The sequence below is a fragment of the Tahibacter harae genome (assembly GCF_024437735.1).
GTDB lineage: Bacteria > Pseudomonadota > Gammaproteobacteria > Xanthomonadales > Rhodanobacteraceae > Tahibacter > Tahibacter harae.
The window spans coordinates 65,281-86,977 of the sequence record NZ_JANFQO010000013.1; the positions used below are offsets into that span (position 1 = coordinate 65,281).

Below are 21,697 nucleotides of genomic sequence, written 5' to 3' on the forward strand. Positions count from 1 at the left end.
CGCCAAACCCGCACGGGCTTGGTGCACCATAAGCCACTCCGAAAGGCGAGGAAGCCAGCCATGCTAGAACTCATCCTGTTGCGTCACGCGCACGCCGGCGCCAGCGGTCCGGACCAGAGCGACATCGACCGCCCGCTCAGCCTGACCGGCGAGGCCGAGGCGGAAGCCGCCGCCGCCTGGCTCAAGACCCATCGCGCGCGACCGCAGCGGGTGCTGTGTTCCCCGTCCACGCGCACGCGCCAGACCCTGGAACGGGTACTGGCCAAGATCGAATACTCCGACACACGCTACGAACCGGCCATCTACGAAGCCACCGCCGGCGACCTGATGGGCCTGCTCGACGCGCACAAGGATGCCGACCAGGTGCTGCTGGTCGGCCACAACCCCGGCATCGAGACCCTGGTCGCGCTGCTGGCCACCGGCCAGTCCGGCGAATTCCGCGGCATGCCGCCGGCCGGCATCGCCTGGCTGGAGCTGGGCGGCGAGATCGAACCCGGCGCCGGCAGCCTCAAGGCTTTCTGGTCGCCTTGAGGAAGGTCTGGACAAAGGGTCCGCGGCGCGGCTCCCATGCCCATCCTCTCTTCCCTACAAACCCGCCGGACGCTTGCTGCGCAGGCGTTCGGCCGCCTCCTTGATTCAATGGGACGGCGCAAACCCGAGCGTGATCCCGGCTTGTTCAGAGGTTCCCCGGCAACCCTGTGGCGCCGCCTGGGCCTGCTGCTGGCGCTGGGGGCTGCGCCGCTGCAGGCCGAAGTACTCACGCTGGATCCGGCCCGCTCCAGCGCCGATTTCGAGATCCGCGCCATGTGGATGTTCGACGTCGGCGGCCGCTTCGGCGAGGTCACCGGCGAAGTGGATTTCGACCGGCAGGCGCGCAGCCTCACGGTGCGCGCGCAGATCGACGTGCGCGGCGTGGAGATGCGCCGGGACAGCTACGAGGAATGGGTCAAGTCCGACGAGTTCTTTCACGCCGAGAGGCATCCGCATATCGTGTTCCAGTCCGAACCGTTCCCGCTGGCCACGCTGGATCTGGGCGGCGACATCGTCGGCAGCCTCAGCCTGCGCGGCGTGACCCGCAGCATGCGTTTCCGCCTGCGCCCCACCGCATGCCCGGGCGCGGCTGCGCTGGAATGTCCGGTGATCGCCGACGGCAGCCTGCAGCGCAGCGATTTCGGCATGCGCACGCGGCGGGCAACCCTGGCCGACAAGGTGCGCCTGCACCTGAGCGTGGTGGCGAAGAAAGCAGTGCAGCCTTGAAATGATCATGTGGAACGGACGCCTATCCCTGTTGTTCCTGGCCGGCCTGGCCCTGCTGCTGGGCGGCTGCTCGCTGTCGCGCGACCGCGTGCGCCGCGCCGATGCAGTGATCGAGCAGCTGCGCGACCACAGCGCCAGCTGCGGCCAGCCCGACCATTGCGCCGCGCCGTCGCCGTATCACGGCCTGTACCAGGAAAGCGCGCAGGCGGCCGGACCGCTGCATTTCGTCACCCTGCTCGACCACGGCGCGGATTCGCTGGCCCTGCGCCTGCATCTGGTGCGCAGCGCGAAGAAAAGCATCGAGGTGCAGACCTTCATCTTCGCCGCCGACGACTCGGGCTATCTGTTCCTGGACGAGCTGATCAAGGCCGCGCGCCGCGGCGTCAAGGTGCGCGTGATCGCCGACCAGCTGTTCTCGCTGGGCGACTACACCCTGCTCGCGCGGCTGGCGCGGGCGCATGCGAATTTCGAGCTGCGCCTGTACAACCCGGCCTTCGACGACGCCGCCACCCAGCCGCTGGAATTCGCCGCCAATCTGCTGTGCTGCTTCTTCCAGTTCAACCAGCGCATGCACAACAAGCTGCTGCTGATCGACGGCGAGACGGGCCTGGCCGGCGGGCGCAATTACGAGGACCGCTATTTCGACTGGGATCCGGAATTCGATTACCGCGACCGTGACGTCGTCGTCACCGGCGCGCGCGCCGGCGCGCAGATGCAGGCCTCGTTCGAGCAGTTCTGGGCCCATCCGCGCACCCGCAGCATGGCCCAGCTCAAGGACGTCAACCGGCGCCTGCTGCAGGTCACGCGCGAACCTGCGCCGCCGTGGAGCACGCCGGCCTGGGTGCGGCCCGCGCGGGTCGCGGCGATCTCGCGCCAGGCCGACGACGCGCAGTGGATCGCCAGCCGCTTCGTCGCGCCCAGCTTCCGCGTGGCCGAGGTGGATTACTTTTCCGATTCGCCGAACAAGCCGCTGGAACCGGAAAACCGCGCGGACAAGGAACTGACCCGGCACATCATCACCCTGCTCGACGGCGCCCGCCACGAGATCGTGCTGCAGACGCCGTACCTGGTCATCAGCCGGCCGGCGCGGCGCGTGTTCCGCGCGCTGCGCGAACGTACGCCGGAACTGCGCGTGATCGTCTCGACCAATTCCCTGGCGGCGACCGATGCGTTCTACGTCTACGCGCTGTCGCACAAATACAAGAAGCGCTACATCAAGCACCTCGGCTTCGAGATCCACGAATTCAAGCCGTTTCCCGGCGATGCGGCGCAGATGATCCAGGGCTACGAGGAACTGTCCGGGCCGGCCGAGCCGCTGGCCGTGGACGACGATCTCGCGCCGGTGCCGCTGCACGCGGACGAGGACAGGAAAGTGCGCCTGGGCCTGCACGCCAAGTCCATCGTCATCGACGGGCGCATCAGCCTGATCGGCTCGCACAACTTCGATCCGCGCTCGGACAACTACAACACCGAATCCGGCTTCATCATTCACGACACCGCCTTCGCACAGGCGCTGCGCCGCTCGGTGCTGCGCGACACCGAGCCGCAGAACGCCTGGACCATCGCGCGCCGGCCGCGGCCGGTGCTGGTCGACCGCATCAACAACGCGATCAACGATTTCTCCACCGCCCTGCCGCTGTTCGACTTCTGGCCGTTCCGCTACGCCACCAGCTTTGAACTCAAGCCCGGCTGCCAGCCGCTGCGCAGCACCGATCCGGGCTTCTACGACTGCTACGAGCCGGTCGGCGATTTCCCCGGCGTGAACCTGCCGCTGAAGAGCATCTACACCCGCATCGTCACCGCCTTCGGCGCCGGCCTGGTCGGAATCCTCTGAGCCCGGCCGGCCGCGGCGCAGCACCGCCGCGACCGGGTGTACCGGTACACCGCCACGCCGTTTTGCGCCGCGCCGCGCGCGGCCCCGCCTCGATTGACGTCACGGCCCCGCGCTGGCAGGCTGCTACGCCTCCCGCAGCCTGAAGACCAGCCATGTCCCTCACCATCACCATCGAACTCGGCGACGCCGATCTGCAGCACTTCATAGACGGCATGAAAAAGGCGCAGGAGGAAACCAAGCACCTCAGCGCGCAGCAGGTCACCGACGCCGCCCGCAAGCTGCTGGCCGATTCGGCCAACGTCACCGTGCCGCATTTCATCGCCGAGCGCCTGGCCAAGCTGGACGCCATGATCGCCATGGTCCACGACGCCGGCTGGGCCCTGCCGGACGAGGACAAAAGCCGCGTGCTGTCGGCGCTGACCTATTTCGCCGATCCCAAGGACGTGATCCCCGACACCGTGCCGGTGCTGGGCTTCCTCGACGACGCCATCATGATCGAGCTGTGCGTGCGCGAGCTGAAGCACGAACTCGACGCCTACGACGATTTCTGCGATTTCCGCAACAACGAAGCCGCCCGCCTCGGCGTGGACCCGGCCAGCCACGATGTGCAGCGCGCGCAGTGGCTGGAAGGCCGCCGCGAGGAACTGCAGGACCGCATGCGCCGCCGCCGCCGCGATTCCTACAGCGGCGCGACCGGTTCCTGGAAGCCGACGCTGTTCCGCTTCGGCTGAACCGGTTCCGCGAACAAGGCAGTACCGCAAAGACCCCGGCCCCGGCCGGGGTCTTTGCGTATGGGGCGGCGCGACGGTCCGGCGGCCTGCGTTGCAGCGTGCGGATCCGGCATGGGCGGCCTGTCTGCGCCGGAGGCCGGATCTGCCCGCCGGTCGCCGGCCCGTCGCGGCCACCTTGCCGGCGGCCGTTTCCCGTTCCGGCGCCGGCGCGGGGTCCAGGCCGGGACGCTGCGGCGGGAAGCTCAGTCGAACCCGTCCAGGAAGATCGAATCCAGCTGGTAAGTGCGGCAGGCCGACAGCTCCGAACTCGCGCCGTTGTGCGCCCCGCCGATCTGCGTGGCGATGGCCGTGACCCGGGCATTGGTCAGCTGTGCCAGCGGGCTGCGCGGACGCAGCGGCAGGTTGAACGCCGCCAGGCCGTTCACACCGGGCGGCGCACTGCCGACGGTGACCAGGGCCCAGCCGGCCGGCTGGCGCGCTTCGGTGCCGCTGATGCAGTCGCTGGCGATGAAGGCTTCGACGAGGTACTCGCCGGCGTTGGTCAGCAGCCTGCCGCTCACGCTGCCGCGCTGTGCCGGGCCGCCGGCGATCAGCAGCACCGGCGCATTGATGCCGCGATTGGGCTGGGCGGCGGCGGCCGCGCTGCCGTCGTAGTCCAGCGGCTCGGGACCGTCGCTGCCCAGGTCCACGGCCAGCCCGGCGTTGTCCCAGATGCTGTTGCCGATGAAGCTGTTGCGCTGGCCGCCGGTCTGGCGGATGCCGGCGCCGCCGCTGTTGGCGATCTGGTTGCCGCTGATGCGGTTGTCGCTGGAGCTGCCCTGGATCAGCACGCCGTGGCTGCTGTTGGACAGGTCGTTGTCGCAGCCGCCGCCGGGGCAGAACTGGAAGCCGACCCGGCGCCCGAGCACGTTGTCGCGGATCTGGTTGCGCGAGGCGTCGAACAAGGCCAGCGGCGAGCTGGTGCCGGAAATGGCGTTGTCCACGACGACGTTGTCGTGGCTGCTGATGCCCACGCCCACGCCGTTGCCGCCGGTGGCTTCGTTGCCGCTGGCCTTGAGGCCGATCAGGTTGTTCTCCACCCGGCTGCGCGTGCTGGGCCAGTTCAGCGCGATGGCGTAGTCGCGCAGGCCGGGACCGAACAGGTTGATCCGCCAGGCATCGGCGCCGCCGATCGCGGTCTGTTCGGCGCTGCCGCGCACGAACACGCCCAGCGGACTGGCCAGGAATTCATTGCCGGCGATGCTGGAGCCCTGGCCGGCCTCCAGCGCGATGCCGGCCTCGCTGAAGAACGAGAACGCCATCCCGCTGACGCCGAGCTGCGCCGTGCTGCCGGCCGCCTGCGGCAGGCGCAGGCCGTAGTGCAGGCCGTTGATGCCGGTCAGGCTGACGCAGATCGTGGCGTTGGTGGACTTGCCTATAGGCGCGGTGTTGGGCGCGCTGCCGGGCTGCGAATAGCCGTCTATGCCGATATGCGAGAGGATCAGCGGCAGCTCGCTGTCCGGTGCGATCACGCGCGGGCAGGCGCCGGGAATATTGAAGCGGATGACCGAATAATCCGGATCGGCATTGGCCTGGTTCAGCGCCCAGCGCAGTGTGCCTATGCCGCTGCCGTCGTCGTTGCGCGTCACCAGGATTTCCCCGCCGACGCCAGTGACGGCCGACTCGTAGGCGCCGCGGTCGGGCGCCGGACCGATATGGCGCGGATTGCCGCTGATGTCGTACTGCGGCAGGCCGCCGCTGGGCGCGATCAGGCCGCTGTTGATGGCGGTGGAGGCGTTCTGCAGGCGGAAGTCCTTCGCCGCCGGATTCACGAACAGCGGATCGAACGACAGCGAGCCGCTGGAACTGGCCGCGCCGGCGAACTCGACGCTGACGCTGCTCAGCGTGTTGTTGCGGCGGACATGGTTGGATGTTCCGGCGATATCCAGATCCAGGCCGTTGCCCCAGAAGATGTTGTTGTCCAGGCGCACCGCGGCGCCGCCGTCGCCGGAACCCCGGCGCCAGCCTATGCACAGCCCGTTGGCCGGGTTGTGGGCGATGGTGCTGTGGTTCATCGTCAGCGCGTCGTCGCTGTCGACCAGGGAGCGGATGGTCAGCGCGCAGTGCCGCTCGGCCGCCGTATCGGGGCCGCCGCTGGAATGCACCAGCACGTCGGTGACGGAAACCTCCTCGCCCGAGAGGACATTGCCGAGCACGGCCGGCCCCTCGAAGCGCAGGCGCGCGGCGTCGAGCCGGGCGTTGGCGAACACGGGTCCGGTCGCGCTCAGATACACCTCGCCACCGAAATCGCGAAAGCTCAGCGAGTTCAGCGAGAGGTTGTCGGCGTAGATGGTCAGGCTCTCGCCGATGGCCGGCCGCAGCACGGTCAGGGCCGGATCGACGCTGCGCGCGGTGCAGCTGGCATCGGCATAGCCGCCGATCAGCGTGAGGTCGTTGTCGAACTGCGCGACCTCGGGACGGATGGCGTAAGTGCCCTGGACCAGGCGCACGATCGTATCTTCGCCTTCGTCGAGATAGTCCTGCAGTGCGGCATCGAGCAGTGCATTGCTGTCGACGCAGAAATCCTGCAGCGCCAGCGCCGGCGGCGCAAAAAAGCCCGCCAGCAGGAACAGCGGAGCCAGCAGGCACCGGCGCAGCAGGCGGGCCTTGGTTTTCGGAATATCGCGCATGACCAGTTCCTTTTGCATGGAGGCTGTGGACGCGGCTTGCCGTGCCACTGCGGGTCCAAGCAGGGCTGGCGCAAAATCCGAACGCGCGCCCTGGTGCTGCGGGTGAACGCGGCTTCATCCTTCGCCGGCATGTGCCGCGGCGGACGGGGCAGCCACTGTTCGCGCTGCGGCGGGTGTGCGCGGACGGCTGGCGTCTGGTGCTCCGCTGCACCGCCTTCGATGACGCTGCACGAGGCATCGGTGTCAGCCGCGCTGAAATGCCGCAAGTTACATTGTAGAAAATGCAACTTCAGGGCTGCCGCCGGTGCCGTCGCCGCTGTTTGCGGCGGCCGTGCATGACATCCCGGCTGATCGGACCGCTTTCGGCCTGCATTCCCTGCCGGGCGATCTGCGCCGGCGGCGGCGATACCGTGCCGTACGCCACGCACCGGCTTGCACCGCAGCGAACGGCGGGAGTAGCTTGGTTTGAAGGCAGGCGCGGATCTCCGGGGCTGCCGGCGGTCACGGTTGCGCCGATCAGGCGCGGTGCAGAATCCGGACACGCGGCGGCCTTCCGGCCGCAAGGATGGCAAATCATGCGCGACACCCCGCCCGCCCCTGCCGCGGTATCCGTGCACACCACGCAATTGCTGCTGGCACGCATCCGCGACGGCGACGGCGCCGCGCGCGAGGAACTGGTGCGGCGCGTGCTGCCGCTATTCGAGCGCTGGGCCCACGGCCGCCTGCCGGCGCGGGCGCGCGGCGCGGTGGATACGGCCGATCTGGTCCAGGTTTCCCTGCTCAGTGCGCTGGGCCGCATCGGGCAGTTCGAGTCCGCCCATCCCGGCGCTTTCTTCGCTTATCTGCGCCAGATCCTGCTCAATGCGCTGCGCCGCACCCTGGCCAACGAAGTGCGGCCGGGCGCGGCGGTGGATTTCGACGAAGTGCAGCACGAACTGGTCGACCAAGGTTCGGCGCTGGAGCGCATCGTCGGCCGCGACAACCTGCTCGCCTACGAGCAGGCCCTGGCCGGCCTGCCGCCGCCGCACCAGGCCCTGGTCGTGATGCGGTTCGAGTTCGGCATGAGTTTCGTGGAGATCGCCGCCGAACTCGGCGAAACGCCGGACGGTGTTCGGATCAAGCTCAATCGCGTGCTTAAGAAGATGGTGGCGGCGATGGGCGGCGCGCATGAGCAATGAACGGGCACTGGAACGACTCATAGAGCGGCTGCTCACCGGCGCGCCGGGCGAGACTGCGCAGACGAGTCCGCTCGAAGGCCTCTCGGCTGGCGAGGCGGCCGCACTGGATGTGATCGGCAGCGTGTTCGCCGGCTACGACGCACTGCGCAGCCAGCCGCTGCCGGCCGCCGCGCCGCGGCCGGAGCCGCAGGAAGGCGACCGGGTCGGGCCGTTCCGGTTGCGCGGCCGGCTCGGCGCCGGCGGCATGGGCGAGGTCTGGCTGGCCGAACGCGCCGACGGCCAGGTCGAGCAGCGTGTGGCGGTCAAGTTCCTGCGCATCAGCCAGCAGCATTTCGCCGAATGGTTCCAGCGCGAGCAGCGCCTGCTGGCGCGGCTGGAACACCACTACATCGCCCGCTTCATCGACGCCGGCCACGACGGCCGCGGCCTGCCCTGGCTGGCCATGGAATACGTCGACGGCGAAGCGCTGGACAGCCATTGCGATGCGCACGGCTACGGCCTGGAACAGCGCCTGGCGCTGTTCCTGCGCGTGTGCGAGGCGGTCGAGCATGCCCACCGCCACCTGGTGCTGCACCGGGACATCAAGCCGGCCAATATCCTGGTCAGCCGCGACGGCACGCCCAAGCTGCTGGACTTCGGCGTAGGCAAGGCCCTGGGCGCCGCCGCCGATGCCGAGACCCGGCAGCCCGCCTTCACCTTCGCCTACGGTGCGCCGGAACAGTTCCGCGGCGCGCCGGTATCCACCGCGACCGACGTGTTCTCGCTGGGCCTGCTGCTCTACCACTTGCTCGCCGGCGAGCTGCCGCGCTCGCGCCAGCAGGCTTCGGTGGCCGAGCTGGCGCTGCGCGAGCAGACCCTGGAACCGGCCTCCGCCCAGGCCCAGGACAACCCGGCTGCACCCGTGCCGGCGGCGCGCCTGCGCGGCGACCTCGATGCCATCCTGGCCAAGGCCACGGCGGCCGATCCGCGCGACCGCTATGCCGCGGTGACCGCGCTGGCCGACGACCTGCGCCGCTTCTGCGACGGCCTGCCGGTCAATGCGCGGCCCGCCACGCGCCGCTACCGCGCGCGCAAGTTCGTGCGCCGCCATCGCACCGGCGTTGTCGCCGCGGCCGTGGCGCTGCTGGCGCTGACCCTGGGCCTGGGCCTGGCCCTGTGGCAGGCCGGCGAGGCGCGCGCCCAGGCGCGCCGGGCCGATCTGCAGGCCGCGCGGGCCGAGCGCATCGCCGATTTCATGACCGGCCTGCTGCGCGAGCAGGATCCGCTGGAGCGCCCTGGCAGCCGGCCGCGTTCGGCGCAGGAACTGGTGGCCGACGGCGTGCGCCGCGCGCGCAGCGACCTGGCCGAGCAGCCGGAGCTGCGCGCCAGCCTGCTGGCCGTGCTCGGCGAGGCGACGGCCAACCTGGGCGACCTGGGCGCCGCGCAGGCGGTGCTGAGCCAGGCCCTGGCCGAAGCGCCGGCCGGCAGCGCCGCCGCGGCGCGCCTGGAAGCCTTGCTGGGCCGCATCGCCATCCAGCAGGGCCATGACGGCGAGGGCGTGGCGCGGCTGGACGCGGCCTTGCCGCTGCTGCTGGCCGGCAGCGCGCAGGACCAGGTGTTCGCCGCGCGCCTGCAGGTCTACCAGGCCAACGACCTGTTGCAAAAGGGCAGGACCGAGCCGGCGCTGGCGCTGATGCGCACCAGCTACGCGCGTGTCAGCGCGCGCCTGGGCGAGGACAACCTGGATGTGCTGGACGTGCGCGAGAGCCTGATCGGCCTGCTCGAACAGGCGCGCCGCGACGACGAGGCCGAACCGCTGGCGCGCGACCTGATCGCGCGGCTGGAACGCCTGGCCGGCGCCGATTCGCCGCAGCTGGCCGACGCGCTGCGCTACCTGGCCGGCATCGAAAAACGCCGCGGCAACTTCGCCGCGGCGGGTGCGCTGTACCAGCGCGCCATCGCCCTGGCGCTCAGGCATCTGGGCGCGCGCCACCACGCGACCGCGACGCTGTACTCGCGCTATGCCAATGTGCTGCAGGACGCCGGCCAGCCCGAGTCGGCCCTGGCCCAGCTGGCCCTGGCCGAGCAGGCCCTGCCCGACGGCGCCGACAAGGCGCGCGCGCAGATCCTCGCCACGCGCGGCGAAACTCTGATCGACCTCAAGCGTGCCGACGAGGCCGAGCAGGTGCTGCGCGAAGCCCTGCGCCTGCGCCGCGAAGCCGGCGGGCCGCAGGACGCGCTGGCCTGGTATGCGCAGAGCGAATGGGGCCGCGCGCTGCTGGCGCAGGGCCATATGGCCCAGGCCGAGGCCGCCCAGCGCGAGGCCCTGGCCCAGATGCAGCGCATCATGGGCGCGGACGCCTATCAGCTGACTTTCGTGCTGCGCGCGCTCGGCGATACCTGCATGGCCGCCGGCCGGCCCGCCGAAGCGGCGGCGCTGCGCGGCCGCGCGCGCGAGCTGGCCGCGCGGCGCTACGCCGCCGGCCACATCATCGTGCTGCAGTTCCGCCTGGGACAGGCCGAGGCGCTGCTGGCCGCAGGCGACGCGGCGGCGGCGCTGGCGCAGCTGCAAGCCATCCTGGCCGAACCCGAGCAGCCGGGAACCCAGGCAATCCGTGCACGGGCGCGCGAGTTGCAGGCCGCGGCGCCGCACAGCGCCGGTAGCGCCGCGAAAAAGAGTACGCGGCGGTGATCTCCATTGGCTCGGCAAGTCTGCGCGGAGCCGGTGCAGGTGCTCGCACAGGAGCGCGGCAGTCCGACGCAGCCACGGCGACCTGCGGCAGCGTCATGCATGCATTCCCGCCGCATTCGCCGCCAACAAAAAAGCGCCCGGCGGGCGCTTTCTTGTTCCAGCGAAACCGCGCCGCCGTCACCGGCGGCGGGCAAGGCGATCAACGCATCGCGGCGACGAAGGCCATCGCGGCGAGGAAGAACAGCGGCGGCAGGGACAGGCAGACAATATTGATCAGCCAGCCGTACCAGGGCATGGGCGAGCGGTCGGTGGGCAGGGGCTGGCCCGGCTGCACCGTGTCGAAGACCACGAAGGTGCTGGCCAGCATGTCGTGCAGGCCCTGCTTGCGCTCGGTGAAGCCGACCATGAAGAAGCCGATGCCGAGGATGATGCCGGACAGGATCTTGCCGAAATGGCGGCCGGTGGCGCGGGCGAAGCTGATGCGGTTGCCGAATTCGTTGACCACCTTCAGCTGCATGGCGCGCTTGCCCAGCGTGGCCTGGGCGTCGCCGGCTTCGAGCTTGGCGAAGTAGAGCCAGCCGATGACGATGCCGACCAGCGAAGCGAGCAGGTTGACGCCCAGCGCCACCTCGGCCGAGCCGGTCATGGCACCGGCGAAGCCCAGGATGAAGCTGACGATGAAGTTGGCAATGCCGATCAGGAAGCTGTCGATCAGGTAGGCGCTGGTGCGGCGCCAGAAACCCGCATGGATGGCTTCGCCGGCGGGCAGCGGCTCGTCGGAGAGGATTTCGCCACTGTTGACCGGATCGGAGTATTCGGTCGGGTTGGCATAGGGCGAGTATTCCTCGGCCGCGGTCAGCACCGGCGGCGCGGCGGCGGCGCGCGGTTCTATCGGCTGGTAGGCGCCGGGCGGCGGCTCGGCGCGGAACGCAGGCGGTGCCGGCGGCGGCGGCGGTACCGCGGCGGCCGGCGGCGGAGACAGGCGGCTGAACGGGCCCCAGTTGTTCTCGCCGACCTTGGCCACTTCCACATTGCCCGACCAGTCGCCGGTGGCGACCTTGCGCTCGATGAAGGCATGCGGCACCGGGCCGCGCGGCTTGCCGCCGACGACGGCAAACAGGCTGCCGCGCTCGTCCAGCACATGGATCTCGCTTTCCGCGCCGATGCCGCGCAGGCCGTCCTGCAGCCCCTGCAGCTTGCCGAGGTCGTCGCTTTCCTTGAGCGTTACCGGCGCGCGCGGCACCAGCTGGGCGCTGACCTTGTCCGGTTCCATGCGGAAATAGCTGGCCAGGGCCGGCCATACCGATTCCGCGGCGTGACCGGGCAATACGATGCCGGTCAGCACCAGGGCGTGTTTGGTGTTTTCCATTGTGATCCCCAGATGACGCGCACGCCGGGACCGGCGCGCTGGCCCGACTTTACCGTTTCAGCATCGGCGCGCAACCCGCGGCGGGCGGCGTGCGCGCGGTGCTGTGCCTACGGCCGTTCGAGGATCGCCGTCACGCCCATGCCGCCGGCGGTGCAGATCGAGATGAGGCCGCGGCCGGAGCCTTTCTCCTCCAGCAGCTTGGCCAGCGTCGCGACGATGCGCGCGCCGGTCGCGGCGAAGGGATGGCCCAGCGCCAGCGACGAACCGTTCACATTCATGCGCGCCGGATCGATGCTGCCCAGCGGCGCATCCAGGCCCAGGCGGTTCTTGCAGTAATCCGGGCTTTCCCAGGCGCGTAGCGTGCACAGCACCTGCGCGGCGAACGCTTCGTGGATCTCGTAGAAATCGAAATCCTGCAGGGTCAGGTTGGCGGCCTTGAGCATCTGCGCCACGGCCACGGTCGGCGCCATCAGCAGGCCTTCGCCGTGGACGAAATCCACCGCCGAGACCTTGGCATGGGTCAGATAGGCCTGCACCGTCAGGCCGCGCGCGGCGGCCCATTCATCCGTGCCCAGCAGCACCGCCGAGGCGCCGTCGGTGAGCGGGGTGGAATTGCCGGCAGTCAGCGTGCCCTGGCCCGAGGTCTTGTCGAAGGCGGGCTTGAGCGTGGCGAGCTTTTCCAGCGTGGTATCCGGACGCAGGATGTTGTCCCGCTCCACGCCGCGGAACGGTATGACCAGATCCTTGAAGAATCCGCGCTGGTAGGCCGCGGCGCCTTTCTGGTGGCTCTCCCAGGCCAGCTTGTCCTGGTCGGCGCGGGCGATCTTCCACTCCTTGGCCATGAGTTCGCAGTGGTCGCCCATGGACTTGCCCGTGCGCGGCTCGGCCACGCCGGGGAAATGCGGCTTGAGTTCGCTGAAGCTGAAACCGCGCAGCGCGGTCTTGACCTTGTCCAGCGGCGTCTTGGCGCGGGCCGCGGCGAGCAGGCGCTGCTGCAGCTTGCGGCCGTAGACCACGGGCACGTCGCTGGTGGTGTCGGAGCCGCCGGCGACGCCGCAGTCCATCTGGCCGACGGCGATCTTGTTGGCGATGTAGATGGCCGTGTCCAGCGAAGTGCCGCAGGCCCGCGTGATGGTGATGCCCGGCGTGGTCGGGGCCAGGCCCGAGGACAGGGCCGCCTCGCGCGCGAGGTTCCAGTCCGAGGAATGGTGGATCACCGCGCCCATCGCCACTTCGCCGACTTCCACGCCGTGCAGGCCGAACTTCTCGACCAGTGCGCCCAGGGTCTTGATCGACATGCCCAGGTTGCCGACGTCGGCATAGGCGGTGTTGTTGCGACAGAAGGGGATGCGAACCCCGCCGATGATGCCTACGCGCTGCTTGCTGGTCACGATTCGCCTTCCTGCGGCTGAGGGAGAAGCGCCTGTTATCATCGGACGTTTCCGGGCGCTTGTTTATTCTATGCCGTACGTTTTCGATCTTGACAGGTTGGGGCTGCTGGCCGAAACCGGCGCCGCCGGTTTCCGCGCCGCCGATCCCTACCCGCATGCGGTGTTCGAGGACTTCCTGCGGCCCGAAGCCGTGGCCGAGCTGGCGGCGGTGTTTCCCAAGCCCGAGGATCGCCTTTCCTGGGACCGCTTCGGCGCCATCGGCTACGAAGTGAAGCTGGGCTCGTCCGACGAGGTGCGTTTTCCCGCCGCCCTGCGCCGCGCCATCCACGACCTCAATTCCGGCCCTTTCATCCGCTTCCTGGAGCGCCTGAGCGGCATCGACCACCTGCTGCCGGATCCCGGCCTGGTCGGCGGCGGCATCCATCTCAGCCGCCAGGGCGATCATCTGGGCATCCATGCCGACTTCAACTGGCATGAAGGCCTGCAGGCGCATCGCCGCCTGAACCTGCTGATCTACCTCAGCCCGCACTGGGAAACCGGCTATGGCGGCGAGCTGGAGCTGTGGGACACCAGCGGCACGCGCCGCGTACGCACGGTGGAGCCGCTGTTCAACCGTGCCGTGGTGTTCAACACCCGCTCGGACACCTTCCATGGCCATCCCAACCATTGGGCCGCGCCCGACGGCGTCTACCGCCAGTCCATCGCGCTGTACTACTACACGACCCAGCGCCCGGCCGAGGAACAGCGCGCGGCCCATGGCACCTTGTACAAGGGTTACAACGTGTAGGAGCGGGATTCGGGATTCGTGAGAGCCGGCTTCGGCTGCGTTGACCAAGCCCTCAATTCCTGGTCAGAAGGCCGGGATTCGGGATTCGCAAGTACCGGCCTTGGCTGCTCCGACCAATCCCGAATCACGGCATATGCGTGGCCAGCGCCGCCAGGGTATACGGCGCGCGCAGGCCGTCCGGCGGTGCGGCCGGGTATTCCTTGCCTTCGAGGAAGCTGGTGCGGTCGGCCAGCAGGCGTACGGTGGCCTGGCACAGCGCGAGCTGGCCCGGCGCCATGCCGACGATGCTGAATTCCAGCACGCCGCGCCGGCCCGGCCGCAGCGCGTGGCAGTCGACCACCTGGTGGTCGGAATTGACCAGCACACGTTCCTCGGCCCATTCCAGCACTTGGCCGTCGAACCGCGGCGCGACGGCGTAGCCGAGCAGGTCGCCGCTGCTGGCCGCCACGCGCGGCTGCGGCTGCTTGTTATCCAGCGCCGTCTGCAGCAGCTGCACCGGTTCCAGCGCCTGGGTCGCGACCCAGCCGTCGCTGATCCAGCGCACCTTCACATGCCAGCTGTCCGGGTCGGCCAGCGGCGTGTTCTCATGCAGTATCCAGGCCATGATGCGGCTGTCCTCGGGTCGCGCCCGAGCGCTGTCCAGGCGGCGCGCGTCGGCGGCGCTGATCAGGCGGAACTTCGCCGGAACGTCGATGGAGAAGCCGGTGGAATCGCGCGTCCAGCGGCCGCGGTTGAACACGGCGCGGCGCGCGGCTTCCGCATAGCTCAGGGTTTCGACGGGGCGTTCCTGCGCGGCGACCGGGCGCGGATTGTCGAACTCCGCGTCGCGCGCGCGCGACGGCTCGCCGCTGCCGTGAGCGCCGGCTGCCACTGCACCGCTGCCGTCGCCCTCGTCGCGCACGCCCAGCTCACGCCAGGCCGCGTCGGATACGGCCTCGTCCTCGCTGAGCAGGCGCTGTTCCTGTTCCGGGGTGATGGTGAGGCCCTGCTCGCGCATGATCTTGATGACCTGGCTGCGCGCCTGGAGGTCGGCCTTGTCGCCCACGCCGCTCATGCCGCCGGCGTGGCGGGTCATGCTACTGGCGGACCAGATCGCCACCACGCTGCAGATGAAGATGCCCAGTACGTGGAAGCGGATGTTGTGATCCGGGTCGTTCCAGTACTTGATCAGCGCGACGATGAAATAGAACGGCAGCAGCAGGGTGAGCACGCCGTCCAGCGTGCTGGCGCGCCAGACGCGCACCACCATCAGGATGCCGAACACCAGTGAGATCAGATAGGCGACGAGGACCAGGGTCATGATGCTGCCTCAGCGCGGCGCGATGCGCGCGACATTGGCGCGCGGCAGGGTGTAGCTGACGCTGCGCGCGGGCAGCTCTATCGCCAGGGTCAGCGCATCGCGGCTGACGGCGGTCAGGGTGCCGAGATAGACGCCCTGGCTGCGCGTCTCCACCACCACGCGCTGGCCGACCAGGCTGGCCGCACTGTCGGTTTCGGCGGCCTTGCCGCGGGCCGGCTTGCCCTTGGCTGCCGGCGCGGCGGCTTCGGGTTTCGCCGCGAGCAACTGCTCGATACGGGCCTCGTCCGGGCCGGCGGCAAGGGCCGGCAGCGCCGCCAGCGACAGCATCGAAAGCATTACGGCACGCATCAGATCCGGCTCCACCGCGCCCCTCCCGGGCGCGGCGATTCTCCGGGGCGTCCTGCCCGGCTGCAAGCCGCTATGTGGCCGCCGTCACAGCTTGCAGCTGGGCGAGGATGGCGCGCGCGGCCTCGCGGCCGTCCAGCACGGCGCGCACCACCAGATCCGCGCCGCGCACGGTGTCGCCGCCGGCGAAGACCTTGGGATTGCTGGTCTGCTGGCGCGCGCGGCCGGCGCCGCCGACCACGATACGGCCGCTGGCATCGGTGGCGATGCCGTGGTCCGCGCACCAGTCCGGCGGACTGGCGAGGAAGCCGAAGGCCTGGATCACCACGTCGGCCGGCAGATCCTGTTCGCTGCCGGGAATGGCGCGGCTCTGCGCGCGGCCGCGGCCATCGCTCACCAGTTCGGTCTGCACCACGCGCACGCACTGCGCGCGGCCCTCGCCGTGTATCGCCAGCGGCTGGCGCTGGAACACGAATTCCACGCCTTCGTCGCGGGCGTATTTCACCTCGCGGCGCGAGCCGGGCATGTTGGCCTCGTCGCGGCGGTAGACGCAGCTCACGCGCGCCGCGCCCAGGCGGATGGAGGAACGCACGCAGTCCATCGCCGTATCGCCGCCGCCGAGCACGACCACGCGCTTGCCGGCCAGATCCGGCAATGCATCGCCCGCGCCCGCGGTGCCGAGCAGGCGGCGCGTGTTGGCGATCAGGAACGGCAGCGCGGCATACACGCCGTCGAGCTGCTGTCCCGGCAGCTGTGCATCGACATTCGTATACGCGCCGGTGGCGAGGAACACCGCGTCGAATTCGCGCAGCAGCGTAGCGAACGGCAGATCGCGGCCGACCTCGGTGCCCAGGCGGAAACGCACGCCCAGTTCTTCGAGCACGCTGCGGCGGGTGCGCACCACGCTTTTCTCCAGCTTGAACGCCGGAATGCCGAAGGTGAGCAAGCCGCCGATTTCCTCGTGCCGGTCGAACACGTCGACCTCGACGCCGGCGCGCACCAGCCGGTCCGCCGCCGCCAGTCCGGCCGGGCCGGCGCCGACGATGGCCACGCGCCGGCCGCTGCGCTCCTGCGTATGCAGCGCCGGGCGCCAGCCGCGGCGCAGCGCCTCGTCGGTGACCCAGCGCTCGATGCCGCCGATGGTGACCGCGCCGAAGCCGCCTTCCTCCAGTGTGCAGGCCCCTTCGCAGAGACGGTCCTGCGGACAGACGCGGCCGCAGATCTCCGGCAGCGGATTGGTTTCGTGCATCAGGCTGGCGGCATCCTCGATGCGGCCGTCGCGCACCAGCTGCAGCCACTGCGGAATGCGGTTGCCCAGCGGACAGCCCCAGGAACAGTAGGGATTGCCGCAGTCGATGCAGCGCGCGGCCTGGTCGCCCGCATCGCCGTTGACGAAGCCGCCGTGGATCTCGCCGTGGCCGAGCACGCGGATCGGCACCGGCACTTCCTGCGGCAGGGCGCGGTGGAACTTGAGGAAGGGAAAGGTTTTCTCGCTCATGCGGCGCGCCTCAGCGTTTCGGCCAGCGCATCCAGGCTCGCCGCCTTGGGCTTGACCAGCCAGAACTTGTGCAGCACATCGCGGAAGTCGGCCAGCAGGCGCGCGGCCCACTGACTTTCGGTCGCGGCGATATGCGCGCGCAGCAGGCTGCGCAGATGCTGCAGATGGTTTTCCATGCCTTCCAGCGAAATGCGGTGGATGTCGACCAGCTCGTGGTTGTAGCGGTCGACGAAATCGCGCGAGAGGTCCAGCACGTAGGCGTAGCCGCCGGTCATGCCGGCGCCGAAGTTCAGCCCGGCCTGGCCGATCACCACCACGGCGCCGCCGGTCATGTATTCGCAGCCGTGGTCGCCCACGCCCTCGACCACGGCCAGCGCGCCGGAATTGCGCACGCCGAAGCGTTCGCCGGCGCGGCCGGCGGCGTACAGCTCGCCGCCGGTCGCGCCGTACAGGCAGGTGTTGCCGACGATGGCGGATTCCTGGCTGGCATAGCGCGCCGTGGCCGGCGGCCGTACCACGATGCGGCCGCCGTGCATGCCCTTGCCGACCCCGTCGTTGGCCTCGCCGCTCAGCACCAGGTGCAGACCGCTCGCATTCCACGCGCCCAGGCTCTGGCCGGCGCTGCCGCTCAGATGCAGGGTCAGCGGCGTGTCGAGGATGCCTTCGTCGCCCCAGCGGCGCGCGATCTCGCCGGACAGGCGCGCGCCTATCGAGCGGTCGGTGTTCTTTATCGCATAGTGGAATTCGCCGCCTTGCCGCGCGGCGACCGCGGCCGCCGTGTCGGCATTGATGCGCGCGGCCAGGCCGTCGGGTGCCGGCGGCGCGATGCAGGGGCCGCAGGCAGCGCCGGCGGCGGGCGGCGCCGTCGCGTCGAGCAGGCCGTCCAGTTCCAGCTGCTGCTGCTTGCGCGTGATGCCGGGCGTGCGCGCGAGCAGGGACTGGTTGCCGATGACTTCATCAAGGCTGCGCAGGCCCAGGCTGGCGAGGATCTCGCGCGTTTCCTCGGCGACGAAGCGGAAATAGTTCTGCACCATCTCCGGTATGCCGTGGAAATGCTGGCGGCGCAGCACGTCGTTCTGCGTGGCCACGCCGGTGGCGCAGGAATTCAGATGGCAGATGCGCAGGAACTTGCAGCCCAGCGCGACCATGGGCGCGGTGCCGAAACCGAAGCTCTGCGCACCCAGCGCGGCCGCCTTGACCACGTCCAGCCCCGTCTTCAGGCCGCCGTCGGTCTGCACGATGACGCGGTCGCGCAGGCCGTTCATGGCCAGGGTCTGCTGGGTCTCGGCCAGGCCCAGTTCCCACGGCGAGCCGGCGTAGCGGATCGAGGTCAGCGGGCTGGCGCCGGTGCCGCCATCGTGGCCGGAGACGGTGATGAGATCCGCGCCGGCCTTGACCACGCCGGCGGCGATGGTGCCCACGCCCGCGTGCGAGACCAGCTTGACCGAGATCAGCGCGCGCGGGTTGATTTCGCGCAGGTCGTGAATGAGCTGGGCCAGGTCCTCGATCGAATAGATGTCGTGGTGCGGCGGCGGCGAGATCAGGCCTATGCCGGGCTTGGCATAGCGCAGCCGCGCGATCAGGCCGTTGACCTTGTGCCCCGGCAGCTGGCCGCCTTCGCCGGGCTTGGCGCCCTGCGCAATCTTGATCTGCAGCACTTCGGCATTGACCAGGTAGGCCGGCGTCACGCCGAAGCGGCCCGAGGCGACCTGCTTGATCTTGGAACTGCGCTCGGTGCCGTAGCGCGCCGGATCCTCGCCGCCCTCGCCGGAATTGGAGCGTGCGCCGAGGCGGTTCATCGCCGTCGCCAGCGCTTCGTGCGCCTCGGGCGACAGCGCGCCCAGCGACATGCCGGCGGAATCGAAGCGGCGCAGTATGGCTTCAACCGGCTCGACTTCGTCCAGCGGCAGCGGTGCAGCGGCCGCCTGCAGCGTGAACAGATCGCGCAGCGCGGCCGGCGCGCGGCCGTTCACGTGCTCGGCGTATTCGCGGTAGCGGCGGCTGTCGCCGGTGCGCACCGCGGCCTGCAGGCTGCCGACCACGGCCGGGTTGTACATGTGGTATTCGCCGTCGGGCACGGCCTTGAGCAGGCCGCCCGGCGGCAGCGCATAGCTGGGATCGCGCGCCGCGGCGAGCTGGGTGCGGTATTCGGCCTCGATGTCGGCGAAGCTGGCGCCGCCTATGCGCGAAGGCGCGCCGGGGAAGCACAGCTCCACCACGTCGCGGGCCAGGCCGACGATCTCGAACAGCTGCGCGCCGCGGTAGCCGGCGACCGTGGCTATGCCCATCTTGGACAGGATCTTGAGCAGCCCCTTGCGGATGCCGCGGCGGTAGCTGCGGCCGATCTCCGACGGCGGCTCGCCTTCAAGGCCCTTGAGTTCGCCGCGCCGGTTCATGTCGAACAGCGTCTGGTAGGCCAGATACGGATACACCGCGGTCGCGCCGAAGCCGATCAGGCAGGCGAAGTGATGCGCGTCGCGCGCGGTGCCGGTTTCGATCAGCAGGTTGCAGTCGCAACGCAGCTGGGTCTTGAGCAGGTGGGCATGTACCGCGCCGGTGGCGAGCAAGGCGTGGATGGGCAGCAGGCCGGGCACGGGATAGCGGTCCGACAGCAGCACCACCAGCACGCCCGCGCGTACCGCGGCCTCGGCATCGCGGCAGAGCTGCTCGATCGCGGCCTTCAGGCCGATTGCCGGGTCGTAATACAGGTCCAGCTTGATCTGCGCGTCCTGCGCCTGCGGCAGCGCCTGGATCTGGCGTAGCTTGCGCTGGGACAGGATGGGCGAATTCAGCAGCACCTGGCGCGCGTTCTCGGGCTTGAGCTCGAACACATTGCCTTCGCGCCCGATCTGGGTGACCAGCGACATCACCAGGCGCTCGCGCAGCGGATCGATCGGCGGATTGGTGACCTGGGCGAAGGCCTGGCGGAAATATTCGTACAGGGGCCGCGACTGCTGCGACAGCACGGCGATGGGCGTGTCGTCGCCCATGGAGCCGGTGGCCTCGGACTCGTCCTCGGCCAGGGCCTTGAGCACCACGTCGCGTTCCTCGCGGGTCAGCGCGAACTGTTTCTGGAAGCGCGCCAGCACCTCCGGCGGGAAGGGTTCCGCCGCCAGTGCCGGGTCGATCAGGTGCGATTCGAGGTAGGTCATTTCCTCGCGCAGCCATTGCTTGAACGGCGCGCGCGCGCGGTTGATCGCGTCGATGGCGGCGTTGTCGAGCAGGCGCTGCTGCTGCAGGTCCACCGCGAGCATTTCGCCGGGACCCAGGCGGCCCTTGGCAATGATGGCCGCGTCGTCAATGTCCCAGATGCCGGCCTCGGAGCCGATGGCAAGGTGATCGTCCTCGGTGCGCAGCCAGCGCGTCGGGCGCAGGCCGTTGCGGTCCAGCGTGCAGGCGGCGTAGCGCGCATCGCACATGACCAGACCGGCCGGACCGTCCCAGGGTTCGCTGTGCAGGGCGTAGTACTCGTAGAAGGCTTCGAGGTCTTCGTCCAGGTCCTCGCGCGCGCTCCAGGCCGGCGGCACGAGGATACGCATGGCGGTGAGCAGGTCGATGCCGCCGGCCAGCAGCACGTCGAGCATTTCATCCAGGCTCTGCGAATCCGAGCCGGTGCTGTTGACCAGCGGGCCTATGTCGGAAAGATCCAGCAGCGGCGACACCATCCTGGCCGCGCGCGCCGCGCCCCAGCTGCGGTTGGCGCGGATAGTGTTGATCTCGCCGTTGTGGGCGAGCAGGCGGAACGGCTGTGCCAGGCGCCAGTTCGGCAGGGTGTTGGTGGAAAAGCGCTGGTGGAATACCGCGGCACTGGCGGCCAGGGCCGGATGCTGCAGATCGGCGAACGCCGCGCGCAGCGCGCCCGGCGCGGTCATGGCCTTGTAGGTGATGGTCGCGGCCGACAGGCTGACGATGTAGAAGCCTGACGCGGCCGCCAACTCATGGCCGGCGCGGCGGCGCGCGCGGAACAGGTGGCGTTCGAAGGCGGCCTCGTCGGTGGCGTCCGCCGCATTCACGAACAGCTGGCGCACGCGCGGCGCATGCGCCTGGCCCAGCGGGCCGCAGGCGGCCGGATCGACCGGCACCTCGCGCCAGCCGGCCACCTGCACGCCTTCCTCCTCGAGCAGGGCTTCCAGCCGGGCCACGCAGTGCGCGGCCACGCTGTCATCGTGATCGAGGAAGACCAGGCCGGCGGCGAAGCGCGGCGCCAGCGCGATGCCGGCCGCCTCCGCCAGCGCGCGCAGCCAGTCGTGGGCGCGATAGAACAGCATGCCGCTGCCGTCGCCGGTGACGCCGTCCGCATTCACGCCGCCGCGGTGGGCCATGCGGCCCAGTGCGGCGAAGGCCTGGTCGACCAGCCAAGTGCTGGGCCGGTTGCCGATCTGGGCAATGAGACCGAAACCGCAGCTATCGTGCTCGTAGGCGGGGTCGTACAGGCGTGGCGTGCGGCGTTGCGTCATGCTGAATTCCTGGCAAGGCCGCGGCGGCCGTTCCAGTGCGGCCATACCGGGCAAGGCTTGGGCAGTGCGCGATCCGTCGCGACTGTGAGTTTTGCGCTGGCGTCTTGCGCTTCGAGTTAAACCCCAGATGCTGCGATGCGTCAAATAACCAAAAGCAAGTGCCGCTTGCTGCTGTGCGGTCCGGGCCAAAGGTTCCAATCCGGTGTCGCA

The 21,697-nt window shown here is 69.8% G+C and carries 14 protein-coding genes; 7 read left to right on the forward strand and 7 right to left on the reverse strand.

Annotated features, from left to right (window positions below):
• Positions 1–60 precede the first annotated feature (60 nt).
• The 4 genes from NM961_RS14550 to NM961_RS14565 all read left to right on the forward strand — a co-directional run bounded on the left by NM961_RS14550 (position 61) and on the right by NM961_RS14565 (position 3,822).
• Positions 61–531 carry a SixA phosphatase family protein gene (locus NM961_RS14550; protein WP_255915128.1) on the forward strand — a complete coding sequence of 157 codons (471 nt, stop codon included), beginning with the start codon at positions 61–63 and terminating at the stop codon, positions 529–531.
• Positions 532–672: 141 nt separating this feature from the next.
• Complete coding sequence (locus NM961_RS14555) at positions 673–1,257, forward strand: YceI family protein (RefSeq protein WP_255915129.1); 585 nt, start codon at positions 673–675, stop codon at positions 1,255–1,257.
• 1 nt (position 1,258) lies between these two features.
• Positions 1,259–3,091 (forward strand): phospholipase D-like domain-containing protein, encoded by a 1,833-nt coding sequence (locus tag NM961_RS14560; protein WP_343231920.1) that lies wholly within the window; start codon positions 1,259–1,261, stop codon positions 3,089–3,091.
• Positions 3,092–3,243: 152 nt separating this feature from the next.
• On the forward strand, positions 3,244–3,822 hold the full coding sequence (locus NM961_RS14565; RefSeq protein ID WP_255915130.1) for a YkvA family protein: 579 nt from the start codon (positions 3,244–3,246) through the stop codon (positions 3,820–3,822).
• A gap of 242 nt (positions 3,823–4,064) precedes the next feature.
• On the opposite strand, the gene NM961_RS14570 is transcribed toward NM961_RS14565, so the two are convergent.
• Complete coding sequence (locus tag NM961_RS14570) at positions 4,065–6,491, reverse strand: NosD domain-containing protein (protein ID WP_255915131.1); 2,427 nt, start codon at positions 6,489–6,491, stop codon at positions 4,065–4,067.
• 575 nt (positions 6,492–7,066) lie between these two features.
• Here NM961_RS14570 and NM961_RS14575 point away from each other — a divergent pair.
• Positions 7,067–7,669 (forward strand): RNA polymerase sigma factor, encoded by a 603-nt coding sequence (locus NM961_RS14575; protein WP_255915132.1) that lies wholly within the window; start codon positions 7,067–7,069, stop codon positions 7,667–7,669.
• Complete coding sequence (locus NM961_RS14580) at positions 7,659–10,340, forward strand: serine/threonine-protein kinase (protein ID WP_255915133.1); 2,682 nt, start codon at positions 7,659–7,661, stop codon at positions 10,338–10,340. The genes NM961_RS14575 and NM961_RS14580 overlap by 11 nt, the downstream gene beginning before the upstream one ends.
• A 199-nt stretch (positions 10,341–10,539) precedes the next feature.
• On the opposite strand, the gene NM961_RS14585 is transcribed toward NM961_RS14580, so the two are convergent.
• Both NM961_RS14585 and NM961_RS14590 read right to left on the reverse strand, forming a co-directional pair.
• Positions 10,540–11,709, reverse strand: coding sequence for an RDD family protein (locus NM961_RS14585; RefSeq protein WP_255915134.1), 1,170 nt, complete (start codon positions 11,707–11,709; stop codon positions 10,540–10,542).
• A 107-nt stretch (positions 11,710–11,816) separates the two neighbouring features.
• Positions 11,817–13,100, reverse strand: coding sequence for an acetyl-CoA C-acetyltransferase (locus NM961_RS14590; protein WP_255915135.1), 1,284 nt, complete (start codon positions 13,098–13,100; stop codon positions 11,817–11,819).
• A 70-nt stretch (positions 13,101–13,170) separates the two neighbouring features.
• On the opposite strand from NM961_RS14590, the gene NM961_RS14595 reads away from it, so the two are divergent.
• A complete protein-coding gene (locus NM961_RS14595; RefSeq protein ID WP_255915136.1) occupies positions 13,171–13,887 on the forward strand; it encodes a 2OG-Fe(II) oxygenase in 717 nt (238 codons plus the stop codon).
• 124 nt (positions 13,888–14,011) lie between these two features.
• On the opposite strand, the gene NM961_RS14600 is transcribed toward NM961_RS14595, so the two are convergent.
• The 4 genes from NM961_RS14600 to gltB form a co-directional block, all read right to left on the reverse strand.
• A complete protein-coding gene (locus NM961_RS14600) occupies positions 14,012–15,187 on the reverse strand; it encodes a DUF2167 domain-containing protein (protein WP_255915137.1) in 1,176 nt (391 codons plus the stop codon).
• Between the two features lie 9 nt (positions 15,188–15,196).
• Positions 15,197–15,535 carry a hypothetical protein gene (locus NM961_RS14605; protein ID WP_255915138.1) on the reverse strand — a complete coding sequence of 113 codons (339 nt, stop codon included), beginning with the start codon at positions 15,533–15,535 and terminating at the stop codon, positions 15,197–15,199.
• 70 nt (positions 15,536–15,605) lie between these two features.
• Positions 15,606–17,030, reverse strand: coding sequence for an FAD-dependent oxidoreductase (locus tag NM961_RS14610; protein WP_255915139.1), 1,425 nt, complete (start codon positions 17,028–17,030; stop codon positions 15,606–15,608).
• Positions 17,027–21,487 (reverse strand): glutamate synthase large subunit, encoded by a 4,461-nt coding sequence (gene gltB / locus NM961_RS14615; protein WP_255915140.1) that lies wholly within the window; start codon positions 21,485–21,487, stop codon positions 17,027–17,029. The genes NM961_RS14610 and gltB overlap by 4 nt, the downstream gene beginning before the upstream one ends.
• Between the last annotated feature and the right edge of the window lie 210 nt (positions 21,488–21,697).